This window comes from Geminisphaera colitermitum TAV2 (genome assembly GCF_000171235.2).
GTDB classification, from domain to species: Bacteria; Verrucomicrobiota; Verrucomicrobiia; order Opitutales; family Opitutaceae; genus Geminisphaera; species Geminisphaera colitermitum.
Genome location: NZ_ABEA03000041.1, coordinates 222,833 through 240,560, shown reverse-complemented (window position 1 = coordinate 240,560; position 17,728 = coordinate 222,833). Strand labels below are relative to the sequence as shown.

The 17,728-nt window shown below is 59.5% G+C and carries 16 protein-coding genes; 3 read left to right on the top strand and 13 right to left on the bottom strand.

Going from position 1 to position 17,728, the window contains the following annotated elements; all coding sequences use genetic code 11:
• Positions 1-23: 23 nt before the first annotated feature.
• Together pnp and rpsO are read right to left on the bottom strand one after the other, a co-directional pair.
• Positions 24-2,267 carry a polyribonucleotide nucleotidyltransferase gene (pnp, locus tag OBACDRAFT_RS05610; RefSeq protein WP_052361253.1) on the bottom strand — a complete coding sequence of 748 codons (2,244 nt, stop codon included), beginning with the start codon at positions 2,265-2,267 and terminating at the stop codon, positions 24-26.
• Between the two features lie 478 nt (positions 2,268-2,745).
• Entirely contained in the window at positions 2,746-3,009 is a 264-nt protein-coding gene (gene rpsO / locus OBACDRAFT_RS05605; RefSeq protein ID WP_052361247.1) for a 30S ribosomal protein S15, read from the bottom strand.
• A gap of 419 nt (positions 3,010-3,428) precedes the next feature.
• On the opposite strand from rpsO, the gene fabD reads away from it, so the two are divergent.
• From fabD to OBACDRAFT_RS05590, 3 genes are all read left to right on the top strand, one after another.
• A complete protein-coding gene (fabD, locus tag OBACDRAFT_RS05600; protein WP_043583447.1) occupies positions 3,429-4,334 on the top strand; it encodes an ACP S-malonyltransferase in 906 nt (301 codons plus the stop codon).
• A gap of 112 nt (positions 4,335-4,446) precedes the next feature.
• A complete protein-coding gene (locus tag OBACDRAFT_RS05595) occupies positions 4,447-5,253 on the top strand; it encodes a hypothetical protein (RefSeq protein ID WP_043583445.1) in 807 nt (268 codons plus the stop codon).
• A gap of 47 nt (positions 5,254-5,300) precedes the next feature.
• Positions 5,301-6,020 (top strand): peptidase M22, encoded by a 720-nt coding sequence (locus OBACDRAFT_RS05590; protein WP_269799056.1) that lies wholly within the window; start codon positions 5,301-5,303, stop codon positions 6,018-6,020.
• Here OBACDRAFT_RS05590 and OBACDRAFT_RS05585 read toward each other — a convergent pair.
• The 11 genes from OBACDRAFT_RS05585 to lpdA all read right to left on the bottom strand — a co-directional run bounded on the left by OBACDRAFT_RS05585 (position 6,013) and on the right by lpdA (position 17,710).
• Positions 6,013-6,441 (bottom strand): very short patch repair endonuclease, encoded by a 429-nt coding sequence (locus OBACDRAFT_RS05585; RefSeq protein WP_043583443.1) that lies wholly within the window; start codon positions 6,439-6,441, stop codon positions 6,013-6,015. The two genes, OBACDRAFT_RS05590 and OBACDRAFT_RS05585, sit on opposite strands and share 8 nt — an antisense overlap.
• Positions 6,442-6,484: 43 nt before the next feature.
• Complete coding sequence (locus OBACDRAFT_RS05580; RefSeq protein WP_043583441.1) at positions 6,485-7,339, bottom strand: NgoMIV family type II restriction endonuclease; 855 nt, start codon at positions 7,337-7,339, stop codon at positions 6,485-6,487.
• The gene (locus tag OBACDRAFT_RS26255; protein ID WP_081721829.1) at positions 7,284-8,402 is read right to left on the bottom strand and encodes a DNA cytosine methyltransferase; all 1,119 of its coding nucleotides are present in this window, start codon (positions 8,400-8,402) and stop codon (positions 7,284-7,286) included. The genes OBACDRAFT_RS05580 and OBACDRAFT_RS26255 overlap by 56 nt, the downstream gene beginning before the upstream one ends.
• A gap of 123 nt (positions 8,403-8,525) precedes the next feature.
• On the bottom strand, positions 8,526-11,366 hold the full coding sequence (ppdK, locus tag OBACDRAFT_RS05570) for a pyruvate, phosphate dikinase (protein WP_043583439.1): 2,841 nt from the start codon (positions 11,364-11,366) through the stop codon (positions 8,526-8,528).
• A 183-nt stretch (positions 11,367-11,549) separates the two neighbouring features.
• Positions 11,550-11,945, bottom strand: coding sequence for a VOC family protein (locus OBACDRAFT_RS05565; protein WP_043583437.1), 396 nt, complete (start codon positions 11,943-11,945; stop codon positions 11,550-11,552).
• 51 nt (positions 11,946-11,996) lie between these two features.
• Entirely contained in the window at positions 11,997-12,767 is a 771-nt protein-coding gene (locus tag OBACDRAFT_RS05560) for an endonuclease/exonuclease/phosphatase family protein (protein WP_043583435.1), read from the bottom strand.
• A gap of 211 nt (positions 12,768-12,978) precedes the next feature.
• Positions 12,979-13,554 (bottom strand): hypothetical protein, encoded by a 576-nt coding sequence (locus OBACDRAFT_RS05555; protein WP_043583434.1) that lies wholly within the window; start codon positions 13,552-13,554, stop codon positions 12,979-12,981.
• Positions 13,555-13,730: 176 nt separating this feature from the next.
• Positions 13,731-14,468, bottom strand: coding sequence for an MBL fold metallo-hydrolase (locus tag OBACDRAFT_RS05550; protein ID WP_232766690.1), 738 nt, complete (start codon positions 14,466-14,468; stop codon positions 13,731-13,733).
• Between the two features lie 69 nt (positions 14,469-14,537).
• Positions 14,538-15,254, bottom strand: a complete 717-nt coding sequence (locus OBACDRAFT_RS05545; RefSeq protein ID WP_043583430.1) for a DUF4197 family protein — start codon at positions 15,252-15,254, stop codon at positions 14,538-14,540.
• Between the two features lie 320 nt (positions 15,255-15,574).
• Positions 15,575-16,090, bottom strand: a complete 516-nt coding sequence (locus OBACDRAFT_RS05540; protein WP_043583427.1) for a hypothetical protein — start codon at positions 16,088-16,090, stop codon at positions 15,575-15,577.
• A 216-nt stretch (positions 16,091-16,306) separates the two neighbouring features.
• Positions 16,307-17,710, bottom strand: coding sequence for a dihydrolipoyl dehydrogenase (gene lpdA, locus OBACDRAFT_RS05535; RefSeq protein ID WP_043583425.1), 1,404 nt, complete (start codon positions 17,708-17,710; stop codon positions 16,307-16,309).
• Between the last annotated feature and the right edge of the window lie 18 nt (positions 17,711-17,728).

The following is a 17,728-nucleotide window of genomic DNA, read 5'->3' as shown; positions in this document are numbered from 1 at the left end:
CCGCCCTCCAATTTCGTTACCGGTTAGCTTTGCTTCTCGGCAGTCTCGACGACGGCTTCGGGGGCAGGCGCAGCGGCGGGGGCTTCCGGAGTGGCGGGAGCGGCGGCTTGCGCCTGTTGCTGGGCTTCGAGGTCTTTCATCGCGGCGCGGCGGGAGAGACGGACTTTGTTGCTGCGCTCGTCGATGCCAATGCACTTGACGGTGATCGAGTCGCCAACCTTGACGACGTCCTCAGTGCGACGCACGCGGAAGTCGGCGAGTTCGCTGATGTGACAGAGACCTTCCTTGCCGGGGAGGCATTCAACAAAAGCGCCGAATTCCTTCACGCCACTGACGCGTCCGGTGTAGATTTTGCCCACTTCGATTTGCGCACCGCCGCCGCTGCCACCGCAGAGGCCGTCGATTTCGCTGATGGCGCGGTTCATCGCGTCGGCGTTGTTGGAATAGATAAACACCTTGCCCGAATCGTCGTCGGCAATGTCGATCTGCGCGCCAGTCGTTTCGACAATGCGGCGGATGGTTTTGCCGCCGGGGCCGATGAGGAGGCCGATCTTTTCCGGGTCGATCTGGATGGTCTGGATGCGGGGAGCATAGGTGCTGAGGGCTTTGCGGGGAGCCGGGATGGCGCCGAGCATGGCCTTCAGGATTTCGACGCGGGCGTCGCGGGCTTGGAAGATGGCGGTGCGGGCAATCTCAATGGGCAGGCCCTTGATCTTGAGATCGAGTTGGAAGCCGGTGATGCCAGAGGTGGTGCCAGCGAGTTTGAAGTCCATGTCGCCGAAGTGGTCTTCTTCGCCGAGGATGTCGGTGATGGTGACCCATTTGTCGATGGAGCCGTCGTCTTTGTTGCTGGTCATGAGGCCGCAGGAAATACCGGCGACGGGAGCGATGATGGGCACGCCGGCGTCCATGAGAGCGAGACAGCCGCCGCAGATGGAGGCCATGGAGGTGGAGCCGTTGGACGCCATGATGTCGGAGACGAGGCGGATGGTGTAGGGGAACACGTCTTCGGGAGGGAGGACGGGAACGAGGGAGCGTTCAGCGAGGGCTCCGTGGCCGATTTCGCGGCGTCCGGGGTTGCCGAAGCGGCCGGTTTCACCAACCGAGTAGGGAGGGAAGTTGTAGTGGAGAATGAATGACTTCGAGGTGGCGCCGCCAGTGAGTCCGTCCATGTCTTGCGCTTCCTTGGTGGGGCCGAGGGTGGCGGTGACGAGGGTCTGGGTGTCACCGCGTTGGAAGAGCGCGGAGCCGTGGACGCGGGGGAGGGTGCCGACTTCGGAGGCGAGGGGGCGGATGGTTTTGGCGTCGCGTTTGTCGGCGCGGAGGCCGCGTTCGAGGACGGTGGCGCGATAGGCTTTGTACTGGAGGTCTTCGAAGACGATGGAGATGTCGTGCGGGGCGTAGTTGCCTTCGCCGAGTTCGGCTTTGAGGGCGGCTTCGGCTTCGACTTTGAGAGCGTTGACGTTGGCGCCGCGGACTTGTTTTTCGAAGCCGAAGATGGCTTCGGAGACGCGGGCAATGGGGACAACGCGTTCAATGATGGCGCGGGCTTCGGGCTTGGCGGTGACGAGGGCGAATTGGGCCTTGGGTTTGCCGACTTTGGCGGCGAGTTCCTTGATCGCAGCGATGATGGGCTGGATGGCTTGGTGGGCAAATTCGAGGGCTTCGACGAAGCGGTCTTCGGGGATTTGGTCCGCAGAGCCTTCGATCATGAGCATGTCTTTCTCGGTGCCGACGTAGATGAGGTCGAGAGAGGAGCTGAACATTTGCTCGATGGTGGGGTTGGCGACGAACTGGCCGTCGATCTGGGCAACGCGAACGGCTCCGATGGGGCCGGCCCAAGGGATGTCGGAGATGGCGAGGGCGGCAGAGGCGCCGTTGACCATGGCGATGTCGGCTTCGTGGAGTTGGTCGGCGGAGAGGAGGAGGCCGACGACTTGGACTTCGTTAAGGAAGCCTTCGGGGAAGAGGGGGCGGCAGGGGCGGTCGCAGAGGCGGGAGGTGAGGATTTCTTTTTCGGAGGGTTTGCCTTCGCGTTTGAAGTAGCCACCGGGGAAACGGCCTGCGGCGGAGTACTTTTCGCGGTAATCGACGGTCAGGGGGAAAAAGTCCTGGCCGGGTTTGATGGTGGTGGCGGCGGTGGCGGCAACGAAGACGTTGGTCTCGCCGATGGAGACGGTGACGGCGCCGTTGGCGAATTTGGCCATGTCACCGGTGGTGAACTTGATGTTGGTGCCGGGGACTTCGACGGTTTGTTTGTTATTCATTATCTTAGCTTTTTCTTGGATTTCGTTATTTCTAACGGTGTTTGTTTTTCGTTCGGACGGGGTGCGGTCCCTTTGCGTGTAAGATGCGTTTGGAGAAACCGCGCGGTCTGTCTGTTCGGTAGGAGGTGCGCGCAAGGTGTGCGCGCGGTGGGTTTATTTTTGGTGTGAAGGCGGATGGGAACCGGAATGGTCCTCGTCCGCATGGTTGCTCCGCAGCCGGCGCGTGGCCGGACCAGGGAGAAAGTGTGTGTGGGTTAAACTGAAATCAGGAACGGGTGGCCCGTTTCACAATTCTCGGGAGCTTCGAGAGATTTCTGGTTGCCGCCTCCCGCCGGAGGGGGGGGGGGGGGGGGGAGGCGGCAATCAGAAATGTCCCGGAAGTCTCTGGCGCGAGCGTTTTGCCGTGTGGGGGGGCAAAGACAACGGGCGACATCCGCGGATCGGGTCGCCCGTCTTGTGGGAAAGGCTTTGTGGCTTTTTACTTACGGAGGCTGAGCTTTTGGAGGAGCTCGTTGTATTTGGCGAGGTCGTGGCGCTTGACGTAGTCAAGCAGCTTGCGACGGCGGGAGGCCATTTGGAGCAGACCGCGGCGGCTGTGGAAGTCTTTCCGATGCGTGCGCAGATGCTCGGTGAGGTGGTTGATGCGGGCGGTCAGGAGCGCGATTTGGACATCGGAGGAGCCGGTGTCTTTGTCGTGCGTCTTGAATTGAGTGATGATCTCGGGCTTGGCGATTGTTGACATTTTGTTGGTTGTTAGGTGGTTAACACGTCTGTAGGGAGTTCTTGCGAGCTCCGTGCCATCCGCTGCCGGGGGGGGGGGGGCTGGTTGTGCCAGCCGATCCGTCCCGGTTGCCGATGTCACCGTTCCAAATCCGGCGGAGAGCCAGACCAGACATGGTCAAGATCCGTAACCGGACGGGTCTTGACTGACGCAAGGAGCGAAGTTCCTGAAACATCACGGGCGGCGCAAGCAGTTTTTTTTCAGTGAACAGTGAACAGTGAACAGTGAACAATGAAGCAGTGAACAGTGCGGCAGTGAACCGTCTTGAATCCTCTCCCCCCCCCCCCCCCGCTGTTCACTGCTTCACTGTTCACTGCTCATTGTTCACTGCTTTCGTGCTTGTTTTGGCGGAGGGGGCGGCTACGCATCTCCTTTTCACTATGGCTACTGCACTCTTGTTTGCCGGTCAGGGCGCCCAGAAAGTGGGCATGGGCAAGTCCCTTTACGATAACTCAGCCGTTGCGCGCGCTCTCTACGATGAGGCGAACAGCGTGCTCGGCTGGGACATCGCCAAGATTTCGTTTGAAGGTCCGGATGCCGAACTCACCCAGACCAAGGTCTGTCAGCCCGCGCTGTTCGTGCATGGTCTGGCGCTCCACGCGATCCTCAAGGAGCAAAGCAAGCTCGACGGCGTGAAGATCGCCCTCGGGCTCAGCCTCGGTGAAATCACCGCGCTGACGGCGGCGGGGGTGTTTGATTTTGCAACGGGCCTGAAAGTCGTGGCCGAACGCGGACGCCTCATGCAGATGGCGTGCGAGGCGACCGTCGGCGGCATGGCGGCGGTGGTCGGCGAGGAGCGCGAGAAGGTCGCCGAGCTTTGCCGCGATTTCGACATCGAGGCGGCCAATTTCAACGCTCCGGGCCAGATCATCATTTCGGGCGAGAAGGGCAAAGTGGAGGCCGCCGTGGCCGCCGGCAAGGACCGGGGCATGAAGCGCGTGATCCCGCTCAACGTCGCGGGCGCCTACCACAGCCGTCTCATGGAACCGGCGCGCGCGGAGTTCGCGGCGTTTCTGGCGGGTGTGAAGTTCAACGCGCCTCAACTCACCGTCCTCACCAACACCACGGGCCAGACGATCTCCGCGCCGGAGGACATCCGGGCGGCGTTGGTGAAGCAGGTCGTGTCGTCCGTGCTTTGGGAAGACTGCATGCGCAATGCCGTGGCCGCCGGTGCCACTGACTTCATCGAGCTGGGCATGGGCGGCGTGCTCGCCGGTCTCGCCAAGCGCACCGACAAGGCGTGGGCCGTGAAGAGTCTGGCCGAGTGGGCGGACTTGACGGCCTGAGCGATGACGCGACGGCGCGCTGGACGGTATTCGTTGCCGGGCGGGGGGGCTTGACGACTTTGCTAGGTTCTCCGTTCGTCATCGTTCTCTGTTCGTCTTCACAACTCTATTAATGAACAACACCGCTCTCGTTACCGTGGCCGCCACTGGATTCAGCGTGGCCTTTTTTCATGCGGTGATCCCCACGCATTGGCTGCCTTTTGTGCTGGTGTCGCGGGCACGCGGCTGGAGCCGGACAAAAACCTTGGGCGTGGCGGCGTTCGCTGGTCTCGGGCACGTGTTGCTGACGAGTTTGCTGGGGCTGGCGATCGCGTGGTTTGGGTTTCAGCTCAATCATCGTCTCGGCCATATGTTCCCGTGGCTGGTGGGCGGGTTTTTATTCGCCGTGGGGTTGTATTATGCGTGGCGGCAACTGCGCGGGCGTGGGGTGTGTCATCATCATCCGCCGGGCGGGCAACATCAGCCGGGGCCGGAGTGCGGTCACGAGGACGAGTTTGCGGACGGCGAGGACGCGGACGGGAGCAATGCGCATGTGGAGGGACATGGAACGCAGGCGGGCGAGAGTCACTGGGAACACGAACTCAAGGAGAGTCCGCTCGCCGGACCGGAACGGGTTCACACGAGTGATTGGGCGGCGGCGGGTGGGTTGTTCGTGATGCTCACGTTGTCGCCGTGCGAGACGTTTTTGCCGGTTTATCTGTCGGGTTCGCAATTCGGGTGGATGGGCTTTTTTGTGCTCAGTGTCATTCTGGCGGTCGGGGCGCTGGGCGGCATGTTGTTGTTTACCTGGCTGACGCTCATGGGGCTGGAGCGGGTGAACCTGCGCCGTTTCGAGCGCATGGAGTCGGGGCTGCTGGCGGTGCTGTTTATGATACTGGGAGTGCTGGTCGTGATCGTGGAGCGGGGGCACGGGCATTGAGGGCGACAATGAACATCGAACATCGAACATCGAACGTCGAACATCCAATGCACCAAGCCACGGCAGGGGGGGGGATGGTTGGCACGGCGTTCTCGTTGCGAGAGGTGCTGGCGGGGTATGCGCCTTTGTTGCTGATTGATAGTTCGTCGTCGGTTGTGTTTGTCGGCGTGTGGCGGACGCCGGGCGAGTCGCCGGTTTGGGAGCGTTGCGAGGAGGAGGCGGGTTCGGGTGTGTTTCGCGGCGTGGAGCGGGCGCTGGCGAAGGCGGGCGGGTTGACGCTGGCGGAGGTGAGGGGGTTTGCGTTTGGCGAGGGACCGGGTTCGGTGCTTGGCATTCGCACGGCGGCGGCGGCGATTCGCACATGGCGGGCCGTGAATCCGGGTGTATCGGTTTTTTCATTTCAAGGTTTGTCCATCGTGACGGAGGCTCTGGCCCGTCCGGGGATGGCGCTCATCGTGGATGCGCGTCGCGATTCATGGCATGTGGCGCGCGCGGGACAGCCGCTGGCGCGCATGGCGAGTGCGGATTTGGCTGCGCTGGCGGGAGGGGGGGGGGGGGAGGGGCTGGCATTGCCGGAGGGTTTTCGCCACTGGACGCCCGCGCCAGCGGGGGCGGTGAGCATTCCCTATGATTTGCCGGAGGCGCTGACGGCGATGGCAGACCGGCCGTTTTTCCGCCCAACGACGGAGCCCGAGGCGTTCTTGTATGATGTTCCCCAATACGCGCTCTGGACGCCAAAGGTGCATCAGGCGCCTGACGTCAAATAATCCCGGTGCGTCGTAATCTGGCGAGCAGACGGGCGCGGTTTTTGCGGGCGAGTTCGTGTTCCCAGATACGCAACACGCGCCATCCGCGCGCCCGCAATGTTCGCGTGACGAGTTGGTCACGGGTTTGATTGCGGGCGATTTTGGCGAGCCAGAATTCCGCGTTGTTTTTGGGCTGCGTGCCGTGGAGCGGACAGCCATGCCAGAAGCAGCCGTCAACAAACACGGCGAGGCGTTTCATTCCTGAATGCGGTTTGCGAAACACAAAATCAGGTTTCCCGAGCACCGTTTGTTTGCGCCGCCAGCCGGTGATGCCGTTCTCCCGGAAAATCGCGATCAAGCGCAATTCGGTATCCTTGTTCCCACTACCGCGAATGCGCGCCATGACGGCGGAGCGTTTGGCCTTGGTGAAAACGTCGGACATGGGGATGCGTGTGCCTGCTAGACAGAGGGAAAAAGGGGGGCTGTCACGTCGCTAGATCAAGGGGCAGGTCGGCAATGTCGCGCAGGCGGCGTCCTTTTATCAGAACCTGCAATTCATCATCATCCCCTGATGCTAAGCAGGCGGCAAGCAGTTCGGGCAGTGCTATATGATAAATACAATCCAGATCGCCGGTACCGTAGGCGATGGAGCCGATTCGACTGGGCAGTGGTTCTGCAATTACCGCAACGGCGTGAGGAACGGTCCCCTTGCGGTTTCGCATCAGATTCAGTGCTTCTGTACGGGTGTTTTGACTTCGGTCACTTCTGATTGTCCATTTGCAGGAAATGCTGGCGTGCAAAATGGGGTGTCCGTTGTTCAGGCGACGGAGTGGCGAGTGGGCGGGGAAATCTGCGGATACAACCTGCCTGCCATCGCCATTCAAGACTTCATCAGGTTCGGGAGAGCGGGCGATCACTATGTCCGGTTTGATGAGATAATCTCCACCAAGTGAAGATTTGACCTCCGGATGTTTTTTTACCAAGGCCAGCAAATCCTCAAGATGTCTGTATTGCTCGAACTGGGTGATAGCACCGGGATTGGTGATGACATTCCATGAACCGGGACGTAAATGTTTGAGGTGCAGGAACGTCTCCTCGACAAATTGTTTGACTATTTTCTCAAACAAGCCGCCCGCAGTTTGCCCGGCGTGTTTTTTATCGACTGTCCGGGTGGCACCCATGCGCTTCAACATGCCGCTTGCGATGGATATGCTCTTGTCGTTGTCCTTGTCGGCAACGGCAGGCACATCATTTGTAATAGTGAGAGGCCCTTCGAGGAGTCTTTTATGAAAGAGTTGCCTGGATTGCTTTAGCAGACCTTCGTTTACGTTTTTTATCATGATAAGAAGCGTGATTTTTAGTGTCGGCTTTTGTGACTGACCTGCGGGACGTTTCTTTTTTCGTATTTTTTTCCATAAACACAAGCTGCGTCCCTTGGTGGGAATCGTAGCTAGTGGTGGCAGCAGCGGAAAATGCATCGATGATTTTGCTTCCAACAAACCGGGATACCGGGGGAGGCAAAGCATTTCCAACCTGCCGGTATGCCGCTGTTTTTCGTCCGTGAAACAGCCAGTTGTCGGGGAATCCTTGAATCCGTGCGGCCATGCGCACCGTGAGGCGCGGATTGGCATCTTGTGGAAAATTTGCCTCTGGTGCGGAATCGGCGATTCCCATTCCGTCAACACCCAAGGCGGCCCACTGGCGTTTTGCGCGTGTTGGACCCAGATCAGGGCCTCCATGCTTTTTGGAACCGCCTACAAGGGTCGGGGCAATGTCATTGGCGCGGCTGGACCATGCATGGGCGCCTGCCCAGCCATTCTGCATCATTAGATCAAGCAATGTGGCCCCTACTGTAGGAGCTGTGATCACTTTGAAATTCATTGAAAAACGAAGATAATCGTCCTTGCGTAGTCCAACTATGATATAACGGGGACGGAGTTGCGGTACGCCCAGTTCACTCGCCTGAATCAGACGTGCCGACGGGGTGTACCCCATGTCCATCAGGTCATCGAATATATGGCGGCGATAGGCAGAAAATTTTTGCGAGGCGAATCCGCCTACATTTTCGAGCATGACCGCCCTTGGCTTGATCTCTCTTACAAGCCGCAACGCTTCAGGGAAAAGGTCTCGTTCATCATTTTTCCCCAACTGCTTTCCTGCTGTCGAAAATGGAGGGCAGGGAACCCCGCCAGCGAGCAAGTCAACCCCGGCAAAATCGCGTCCGCGTATTTCCCGGACATCGCATTCAAACACATTCCAGTCCGGGCGGTTTAAACGAAGCGTTTTGCAGGCATCAGAATCAATTTCAACCGCGCCTGCGGATGCAAAGCCCGCTTGATGCAACCCCAACGCTTGCCCGCCGGCTCCGGCACAAATCTCGAATACTGAAAATTGCCTGCTCATTTTTTACTTGTCCTGACTAGCCAGTGCCATCGGTTCACGTTCAGCCAGTAAAATCTCCGTGCCCAAGGGCACGGAGACAAGTTTCTGCCTGGAGGGCGGGACTGCGCGAGTCCCCGGCAATGGTTACTTTTTCTTCTTCGTCTTCGTAGTTGATGCTTTCTTCGCGGCGGCGAGCGATTCCTCGACGGCGGCTTGGGCAGCGGCGAGGCGGGCGACGGGGACGCGATACGGCGAGCAACTCACGTAGGCCAAACCGATGCGATGGCAGAATTTCACCGAGTCGGGGTCGCCGCCGTGTTCACCGCAGATGCCGAGTTTGATGTCGGGGCGCGTGGCGCGGCCTTTGGCGATGGCGATTTCCATGAGCTGTCCAACGCCCGTCTGGTCGATCGAGGCGAAGGGGTTTTTCTTGATGATCTCGTGCTCCTGATACGCGCCGAGGAAACTGCCGGAGTCGTCGCGGCTCATGCCGAGCGTGGTCTGCGTGAGATCGTTGGTGCCGAAACTGAAAAACTCAGCCGTCCGCGCAATCTCGTCGGCGGTGAGCGCGCCGCGCGGGACTTCGATCATCGTGCCAACCGAATAAGTCAGCTTCACCTTCTTCTCCTTCTGCACGGCGGCGGCGGCTTCGTGAACGATGGCGACTTGCTGGTCGAGTTCGCGTTTGAATCCGACGAGCGGAATCATGATTTCAGGCTTGGCCTTGATGCCTTTTTTGAGGGCGTCGGCGGCAGCCTCGAACACGGCGCGGGCCTGCATGCGGGGGATTTCCGGATATTTTACTCCCAAACGGCAGCCGCGGAATCCGAGCATCGGGTTGAACTCGTGGAGTTCGTGCACGCGGGTCATGATTTTCTCGACCGGGATCTCGAGTTTGCGGGCGAGGTCCATCTGCTGCTCCTTGGTCTGGGGGAGAAATTCGTGCAGCGGGGGATCAAGGAAGCGGATCGTGGCGGGATAGCCTTTGAGCGCCTTGAAGATTCCGAAGAAGTCGTCGCGCTGGTAGGGCAACAGTTTGGCGAGCGCGGCTTCGCGGGCTTCAACGGTGTCGGCGAGGATCATCTCGCGCATGGCGTCGATGCGGTCGCCTTCGAAGAACATGTGCTCAGTGCGGGTGAGTCCGATACCGGTCGCGCCGAAAGCGATGGCGTTGGCGGCCTGCTCGGGCGTGTCGGCGTTGGTGCGGACTTGCAGTTTGGTGGCCTTGGCGCACCAGGACATGAGTTGCGCGTAGTCCTTGTATTTTTGGGTCTTTTGCGCGGCTTTGTCGCCGTGGAGCAGGCCCGCGATGATCTCGGAGGGAGCGGTCTTGATCTGGCCCGCGTAAACGGTGCCGGCAGTGCCGTCGATCGAGAGGTAATCGCCTTCGCTGAAATGTTGTCCGGCAACGATTGCGACTTTTTTGTCGTAGTCGATTTGGACGGCAGCGGCACCGCAAACGCAGACTTTGCCCATCTGGCGGGCAACGAGCGCGGCGTGCGAGGAGACGCCTCCGCGGGCGGTGAGGATGCCTTCGGCGGCGATCATGCCGCGAAGGTCTTCGGGCGAGGTTTCGACGCGAACGAGGAGAACTTTTTCGCCCTTCTCGTGAGCGGCAACGGCGCGCTCGGCGTTGAAGTAGATTTTGCCAGTGGCGGCGCCGGGGCCGGCGGGGAGGCCGGTGGCGATGACTTTGGCTTTCTTGACTTCGGAGAGGTCGAAGATGGGGGCGAGGAGTTGTTCGAGTTGGTCAGCCGGGTTGCGGAGGATGGCGGTCTCCCAGTTGATGAGTTTTTCCTTCACCATATCGATGGAGAACTTGAGCGCGGCGGCGGCGGTGCGCTTGCCGTTGCGCGTCTGGAGCATGAACAGCTTGCCTTCCTGAATGGTGAATTCGATGTCCTGCACGTCCTTGAAATGTTTTTCGAGGATGGCGCGAACTTTCAAAAGTTCGGCGTAGGACTTGGGCATTTCCTTCTTGAGGTTGGCAACGGGTTCGGGGGTGCGAACGCCGGCAACGACGTCTTCGCCTTGGGCGTTGATCAAAAATTCGCCGTAAAATTCGTTGGTGCCGTTGGCGGGGTTGCGCGTGAAGGCAACGCCGGAGCCGGAGGTGTCGCCTGTGTTGCCAAAGACCATGGCCTGCACGTTGACGGCGGTGCCCCATTCGGTGGGGATGTTATACTTGCGGCGATAGACGATGGCGCGGTCGTTCATCCAAGAACCGAATACAGCACCGGCGGCTCCGCGGAGTTGGTCCCAGGGGTCGTTGGGGAACACTTTTCCGGTGCGTTCTTTGACGAGGGCTTTGAAGCGTTTGACGAGTTCCTGCTGGTCGGCAGCGGTGAGTTTGGAGTCTTCGATGTCGGCGTTGTAGACTTCGTGTTTGTAAGCGTGGATGACGGTTTCGAAGGGTTCGTGGTCTTCGTTTTCGCGTTTCTGCACGCCGAGAACGACGTCGCCGTACATCTGGATGAAGCGGCGGTAGCAGTCCCAGGCAAAGCGGGGATTCTTGGTGGCTTTTTCGAGGGAGACGACGGTCTGGTCGTTGAGGCCGAGGTTGAGGATGGTGTCCATCATGCCGGGCATGGAGTCGCGCGCGCCGGAGCGGACGGCCACAAGCAGCGGGAAGCCTTGGGAGTCGCCAAACTTGGTGCCCATGATGCGTTCCATGTTTTTGACGCCGGCTTCCATCTGGGCCTGAAGGGAGGCGGGGTAGGTGCGTTTGTTGGCGTAGTAGTAGGTGCAGACTTCGGTGGTAACAGTGAAGCCGGGAGGAACGGGAAGGCCGATGCGGGTCATTTCGGCGAGGTTGGCACCTTTGCCGCCGAGGAGGGGTTTCATGCCGCCGTTGCCGTCGGCTTTGCCAGCGCCCCAAGTGTAAACGTATTTGACGTTTTTGGTGCCTTTTGAGGCGGCTTTGGGAGTGGACTTGGCGGCGGTTTTGGAGGCCGCGGCTTTATTGGTTTTCTTGATGACTGACATGGTTGATGTGGGTGTGGTACGGAAAAAAAGTTTTGCCGCCGTCCCTGCACGCGGGAGGGTGCGCGGGCGCGGAAAGAGTGAGACGCAAGGCCCGACCGCGCAGGGTGTCAACGGCGGAGGAGCTTTGCTTATACGTTTGTAAAACTTTGCAAATAGGGGGGTGGCGGGAGGCCCGCGCCAGATTCAGCGTGCGCGCTGGATGAGTTCCACTTCGTAGCCTTCGGGGGCGTCGATGAAGGCGATGATGGAGCCGTCGCCGACGGGCGTGGGGCCATCACTGAGGGCGTAGCCTTTGGCGGCGAGGTCGGCGGCGAAGGTTTCGAGGTTTTCCACTTCGAAGGCGAGGTGCATGAGGTCGGGTTGCACTTGCACGGAAGGGGCTCCGGAGGAGGCGGGCATCTGGCAAAGTTCAATCTGCTCTTCGCTGCCGGGCGTGTTGAGGTAAACGAGTTGGGCTCCGCGTGGTGACTCCATGCGAAGGGCGACGGCAAGGCCAAGCGCTTCTTCGTAAAACTTAACACTGCGGGCGAGGTCGTTGACCCTCATGCGGGTGTGGAGGAGTTTGGTGACGGCAGGCATGGGCAATGGACGATGGGACGGAGGGGGGGGGGAGGGGCACTCCTTGGGAATTTACACAAATTCGAAATCGGCGACGATGGCGTGGTGGTCGCTCGCGGGGGTCGTGATGACTTCGTGACTCACGCAACGCAGTTCGTTGTTATAAAAAATGTGGTCGAGCACGTAGGGCTGGCGCTTCCAGGTGGGCTTCTCGTATTGCACGGTGGTGAAGCCTTCGCGCTTGAACTGCGCCCGCAGGGATTCGTGGTTGCGCACGTTGAAATCGCCGCTCAGGAGGGTGGGGCCGCGCGCGCCTTGCAGGTGCGTGGCAATGCGTTGGCGTTGCTCAGGGTGCTCGATGCTCGTGGTGTTGAGCATGAAGAACGCGAGGAGGTGCGTGTTGAGCAACGAGAGGGTGTGACCGCCGATCTTGGTCGTGGCACCGATCAGGAGCCGGTCGGTCGGGGTGGTGGTCTGGTTGTCGAAAACGAATTCCACGGGCGGGGAGGGCAGGTCTTCGCGGAAGCAGTCGTGCAGCCGGGTGCGCGAGAAGATGGCCAGGCCGATGCCGAAGGGGAGTTCGCGGGGATCGGGGCGCGGGTAGGAGAAGCAACTGTCGTAGCCGGAGAGTGCGGCGCGAAGGCGGGTGTAGTTGGGCGGGGGTTCGGGATGCACACCGCCGACGCCGACCTGCTCGACTTCCTGGAGGTGGATGACGTCGGGCGAGAGACGGCGGATCGTCTCAATGGTCGATTCCAGATCGCATGGTGCGTGATCGGGAGAGGATTCGTTCCAATTTTGTCCGTACTGGATGTTAAACTGCAACAATCGGAGGGGCTTCATGGCAGCGGGCTGACGAAGAAATTAAGAATTAAGGGAGGTTCTGAAAATTGCACAGAAGGTAACGAAGGAAACGAAGATAATCAATTGAAGTGGAATTTTTGTTTTTTAATAAAATATTGGAAATAAATAACTTAGAACAAATTATGCTCCCTGTCTTCATCTTCGTTTTCTTGGTTATCTTCTGTGCAAAAATGAATTTTCAGAACCTCCCTTAATTTCCGCGAAGCGGATCCCCGGCGGGCGTCACCGTGATTTTGTCGCTTGCAGGGATGCCGTTGCGGCGGAAAGCGAAGCGGTTGATGGTGTCGAGCGAGGCACGTTTTTCGATGTAGGGTTCGCTTGTCTTGGTGAGGGGAACGGCGTCCTTGATGTAGGATTGGAAGCGGTTGGTTTTGCGGGTGGTGTCGAAGAGGTCGGAGGTTTGGATGCGGGAGCGTTTGCCGTCGTAGAGGGATTTTTCGGGAGTGCGCTTTTCGACGGTGATCTCTTTTTTGTCGCGGACGTTTTTCTCGCGGGTCTCCTTGAGTTCGATATTGGAGCGTTTGTCGGCGGCGGGGGCTGGTTTTTTTTCCCGGACCTGGCGGCTGCGGGGGTCTTGAAAGCGTTTGGACTGGAGGCGGGCGGCGGTCTTTTTGTCCTTCACCTCGGGGGTCACGGTGGCTTCGGGGATGAATTGCGCGTTCGTCCGGGTGGCGTCAACGGGGGTGGTCGCATTGCTCTGGGCGGACGCCGTCGCCATCCCCAAACCGAGGAGGATTGCAACAATAAGGGGCGAGGCGTGTTTCATGCAGAGCAATGGCATCCATGCGGGGCGGGGAGTCGCAAGTTAATTCTGCCGTCGTTGGAGGGGAGGGGGGGGGGTGTTGCCAATCCCCCGCCAGACGCGGAGCAAGCCGCGCCCACCCGGAATCGGAAGGGCGGTGCTGCGCACCGTCGGCGGGTCGGGAGACCCGCCCTCCAGATTTATTCCAAGTGGAGGCGGAGGCCGTCGTGGGCGAGGGCGATGCCGGGGGGAAGGGTGGCGCTGACGGTGGGGTGGTCCACGGTGTGAGCCATGTGGGTGAGGTAGGTTTGCGGGGCGGCGATGGCGCGCGCGGCTTCGAGGGCTTCGGTGATGTTCATGTGCGTGGGGTGTTCTTGCGGGCGGAGGCCGTCGAGCACCACGGCATCGGAACCGGCAGCCAGGGCGACAGCGGCGGCGGGCACGCGCTTGCAGTCGGTGTAGTAGGTGAATTTGCATCCGGTGCTGCGCTCTTCAAAGACGAGGCCGAGGGTGTTGACGCCGCCGTGGGGGAGCAGGGTGGACGAGATCGTGCCTTGGGGGAACGTCAGGACGGGGGGCATGACGGTGAGTTGAAAGGCGGCGTAGCCCTGCGTGACGGGGCGTTCGATGATGGCGTAGGGGTAGATCGCCAGTACGCGGCTGAGGCCTTCGTCGGTCGAATAGACGGGGAGGGCGGTGCCTTCGCGGCGGTCGCAAAAGCGTCGGAGGTCATCCATGCCGACGATGTGATCGGCGTGGCCGTGGGTGAGGATGAAGAGGTCGATGTCGGTGATTTTTTCGCGCACGCATTGAAGGCGAAATTCGGGGGCGGCATCGATCTGGATGCGCAGGCCGTCCATAATGACATGAACGGAGGAGCGGGTGCGGTGATTGCGCGGGTCGGTCGAGGTGCACACCGGGCACTCGCAGGCAATCATGGGGATGCCATGAGAGGTGCCGGTGCCTAAAAAAATGATGTCCACGGGGAGTTCCGTCCTCCCTGCGGGTTACTTTTTGATCGAGGTAAAGGCTTTGATGATGGCCTTGTTTTTGGTGGCGTCGGGATCGGCGCGAACTTTGACCTCGGAGGAGCTCAGGGCGCCGTAGATGCCGTTGACGGTCTGTTTTTGGGCGAGCTCAACGAGTTTTTCGACGATCTCCTTCTGGTCGATGTCCTTGCCGGCGTCGCCGAGCGCGGAGACGATTTGCGAGAGGCGTTTGTCGAGCTTGGCAGCAGGAACGATTTGCTCGGCGAAGGGTTTTAGTTGGGCGTTGAGGCGTTCGGTGGTCGCTTCGCGGAAGGCGTCCGTGAGCGAGGTGTTTTTGCCGGCGAGGAGGGTGACGATGTCTTCGCCTTTGATCTCGTTGAGCATGCCTTTGAGGATGGCGACGGCGCGGGGAACAGAGGCGTCGGCGATTTGGGTGACGCTGTCGTTGAGTTGTTTGAGGGCGTCTTTCTGTCCGGCTTTTTCGAGGGCTTTCTGAAACTTGGTGAGATCGCCGGGGAGCTTGGTTTTGGGAGCAAAATCACGGCCTGCGGCATCGAGGCCGGTCGTGAAAAATTGGGTGACGCCTTCCATTAGTTCGACCTGGCCGAGTCCGCTGGAGGCGGTGCCGGCGGCTTTTTTGGCGGCTTGGAGCGCCTTGGCATAGACGCCTTGCGCGTGCGTGGTGGCGGCGAGGCTGAGCAGGGCGGCGAGATAGAGGGGGATGAGTCGTTTCATGATGGCGGGAGGGTGTCGGGGGGCGGGGAATTTAGGAAGTAGAAATTAGGGGTGGTTCTAAAAATCAGAAATTACACAGAGATCACAGAGAAGGCACAGAGTTTAGGGAGGACAAAACGACTTTACTCCTTTTTCCGTAAAAAATATTATTTTATTTATAATAAATGAATTACAGAGACATTCATTCGCGAGGAAAATGTCCTTCCACCGGACAGGCTTCCCCAAACTCTGTGCCTCCTCTGTGTAATTTTTAGGAGTTCCCTTAGGAATTAGAAAAACAAACCCGCGCCACGGATCGTTTCGCGTCCCATCAGTTTTTTTTAGTAGCCTTTTTGGCGGAGGGCTTCGTCGAGTTTTTGCATGAAGGCTTGCGCGTCTTCCTTGGTGGGGCGGTAGCCTTCGCGGCTGACTTGCGTGAAGCCGGGCCGGCCTTGCTGGTCCACGATCCATTTGCCGGTGACGCCGTCGCTAAAGGTGACGGAACCGCTGACGATGGCACCGGGAATGAGCGTCACGTTGTCCACGTCGATCCGGACGTTGCCAGCGGTGCCGTCGGGCGGAGTGGCGGGCAACGTTTCGTCGATGTCGTCGTCCTCGTCCGGCGAATTGGTGGCACCGGGGGGGGGGGGGGGGGACTTGGATACGTCGGAGGCGTCGGCCTTGGCCACGGGGTCCTTGAGCGTGAGGTCGAGGTCATCGACGAGGAAGCGCACGTCCATGTAGGTCATGGAAACTTGGAACTCCTCGTTGAGGCGTTTCTGGATGGCGGAGAGGTTGTCGCCAGCGGCCACCCAAGTGGCGACAGCGGCTTTTTGTTCGGGTGTGAGGGTCGTCATGATGATGCGTTTTCGGAAAATGAGTTAACGACAGAGACACAAAGGCACGGAGAATCACAGATTTTTCTGCCTACTAAAGAGTTCAGTCCGGGTCTTTTTTTAGACAGAATTAACAGAATTTTCAGAATAGATGGAATTGAGGACGAGTTACCTCAGAGCATTTGGGTAATTTTGAGAATTCTGTTAATTCTGTCTAAAAACATCTGGGCCATTTTTTTAGATATGGATGGCCTCGCCCATGGAGGAGGCGGCGGCTTCCATGATGGCTTCGCTGAGCGTCGGGTGGGCGTGGATGGTCTGGTGAATTTCTTCGACAGAGGCTTCCAGTTCGATGGCCAGGCCGTACTCGGCGATGAGTTCGGTGGCTTCGTTGCCGATGATGTGCGCGCCGTAAATCTCGCCGGTCTTGGCGTCGGTGACGACTTTCACAAATCCTTCGCTCTCGGCCGATGCGACGGCTTTGCCAGAGGCGGTGAAGGGGAATTTGCCGATCTTGATGTCGAGTTTTTTATCTCTGGCGGCTTTTTCGGTGAGGCCGATGGAGGCGACCTGGGGCTGGCAGTAGGTGCAGCCGGGGAAGTTTTTATCCCCGATCCGCTTGGGCGTGCCGTGGCCAAACAGGCCGTTGACGGCGTTGACGGCTTCGAAGGTGGCGATGTGCGCGAGCCAGGGCGGGCCGATGATGTCGCCGGCGGCATAGATGCCGGGCGTGGTGGTCTGGTAGTCGGGGCCGACTTTGAGGTAGTTGCGGTCGAGTTCGGCTTTGATCGATTTGCCGAGGACGCCGTCGATGTTGGCCACGACGCCGATGGCGGAGAGGAGCAACTCGGCTTCGACTTCCTGCTTTTTGTCGCCGGTAACGAGGTCGACTTTGACGGTGTTTTTGCCGACGCGGAAGTTTTCGCACTTGGTGTCCACGAGCGTGGTGATGCCTTGTTTGTCGAAGGCGCGGTGGAGGGTTTTGGCGATTTCCTGATCCTCCACGGGAAGAATTTGCGGGAGCATCTCGACGAGGGTGACTTTGGTGCCGAGGGCGTTGAAGAAGTAGGCAAACTCCACGCCAATGGCACCGGCGCCGACGATGATGATGGATTCGGGGAGCTTGGTGTTGGCGAGGGCTTCGCGCGAGGTCATGACGCGCACGCCGTCGTAATCGAGGCCGGGGATGCGGCGCATTTTGCAGCCGGTGGCGATGAGGATGTTTTTGGTTTTGAAGAACTTTCCTTTGTGTTCGCCTTCGGTGATTTCGACCATGCCGGCGGCGGGGACGTGGCCTTTGCCAACGAAGTAATCGACTTTGTTTTTCTTGAAGAGGAATTCGATGCCTTTGGCCATCTGCGCGGACACGTCGCGCGAGCGGCTCATGACTTTGGCGAAGTCGAAGGTGACGTCTTTGGCGGTGATGCCGTAAACGTCGCTCTTTTTCATTTTTTGGTAGAGTTCGGCGCTTTTGAGGAGGGCTTTTGTTGGGATGCAGCCCCAGTTGAGGCAGGTGCCGCCGGCGCGTTCGAGTTCGATGCAGGCGACTTTTTTGCCGAGTTGTCCGGCGCGGATCGCGCCTGCGTAGCCTGCGGGCCCGCCGCCAATGACAATAAGATCGTATTCCGTGGATGCAGCCATGTGTGGTGGTGTGTGGGA

Excerpts from the sequence above, each read along its gene's own strand:
- OBACDRAFT_RS26255 (WP_081721829.1), bottom strand. The coding sequence starts at position 8,402 with ATGAGCAGGCAATTTTCAGTATTCGAGATTTGTGCCGGAGCCGGCGGG.
- OBACDRAFT_RS05555 (WP_043583434.1), bottom strand. The coding sequence starts at position 13,554 with ATGAAACACGCCTCGCCCCTTATTGTTGCAATCCTCCTCGGTTTGGGG.
- OBACDRAFT_RS05595 (WP_043583445.1), top strand. The coding sequence starts at position 4,447 with ATGAACAACACCGCTCTCGTTACCGTGGCCGCCACTGGATTCAGCGTG.
- lpdA (WP_043583425.1), bottom strand. The coding sequence starts at position 17,710 with ATGGCTGCATCCACGGAATACGATCTTATTGTCATTGGCGGCGGGCCC.
- OBACDRAFT_RS05580 (WP_043583441.1), bottom strand. The coding sequence starts at position 7,339 with ATGATAAAAAACGTAAACGAAGGTCTGCTAAAGCAATCCAGGCAACTC.
- fabD (WP_043583447.1), top strand. The coding sequence starts at position 3,429 with ATGGCTACTGCACTCTTGTTTGCCGGTCAGGGCGCCCAGAAAGTGGGC.
- OBACDRAFT_RS05560 (WP_043583435.1), bottom strand. The coding sequence starts at position 12,767 with ATGAAGCCCCTCCGATTGTTGCAGTTTAACATCCAGTACGGACAAAAT.
- OBACDRAFT_RS05540 (WP_043583427.1), bottom strand. The coding sequence starts at position 16,090 with ATGACGACCCTCACACCCGAACAAAAAGCCGCTGTCGCCACTTGGGTG.
- pnp (WP_052361253.1), bottom strand. The coding sequence starts at position 2,267 with ATGAATAACAAACAAACCGTCGAAGTCCCCGGCACCAACATCAAGTTC.
- OBACDRAFT_RS05590 (WP_269799056.1), top strand. The coding sequence starts at position 5,301 with ATGCACCAAGCCACGGCAGGGGGGGGGATGGTTGGCACGGCGTTCTCG.
- rpsO (WP_052361247.1), bottom strand. The coding sequence starts at position 3,009 with ATGTCAACAATCGCCAAGCCCGAGATCATCACTCAATTCAAGACGCAC.
- OBACDRAFT_RS05585 (WP_043583443.1), bottom strand. The coding sequence starts at position 6,441 with ATGTCCGACGTTTTCACCAAGGCCAAACGCTCCGCCGTCATGGCGCGC.
- OBACDRAFT_RS05550 (WP_232766690.1), bottom strand. The coding sequence starts at position 14,468 with ATGATTGCCTGCGAGTGCCCGGTGTGCACCTCGACCGACCCGCGCAAT.
- OBACDRAFT_RS05565 (WP_043583437.1), bottom strand. The coding sequence starts at position 11,945 with ATGCCTGCCGTCACCAAACTCCTCCACACCCGCATGAGGGTCAACGAC.
- ppdK (WP_043583439.1), bottom strand. The coding sequence starts at position 11,366 with ATGTCAGTCATCAAGAAAACCAATAAAGCCGCGGCCTCCAAAACCGCC.
- OBACDRAFT_RS05545 (WP_043583430.1), bottom strand. The coding sequence starts at position 15,254 with ATGAAACGACTCATCCCCCTCTATCTCGCCGCCCTGCTCAGCCTCGCC.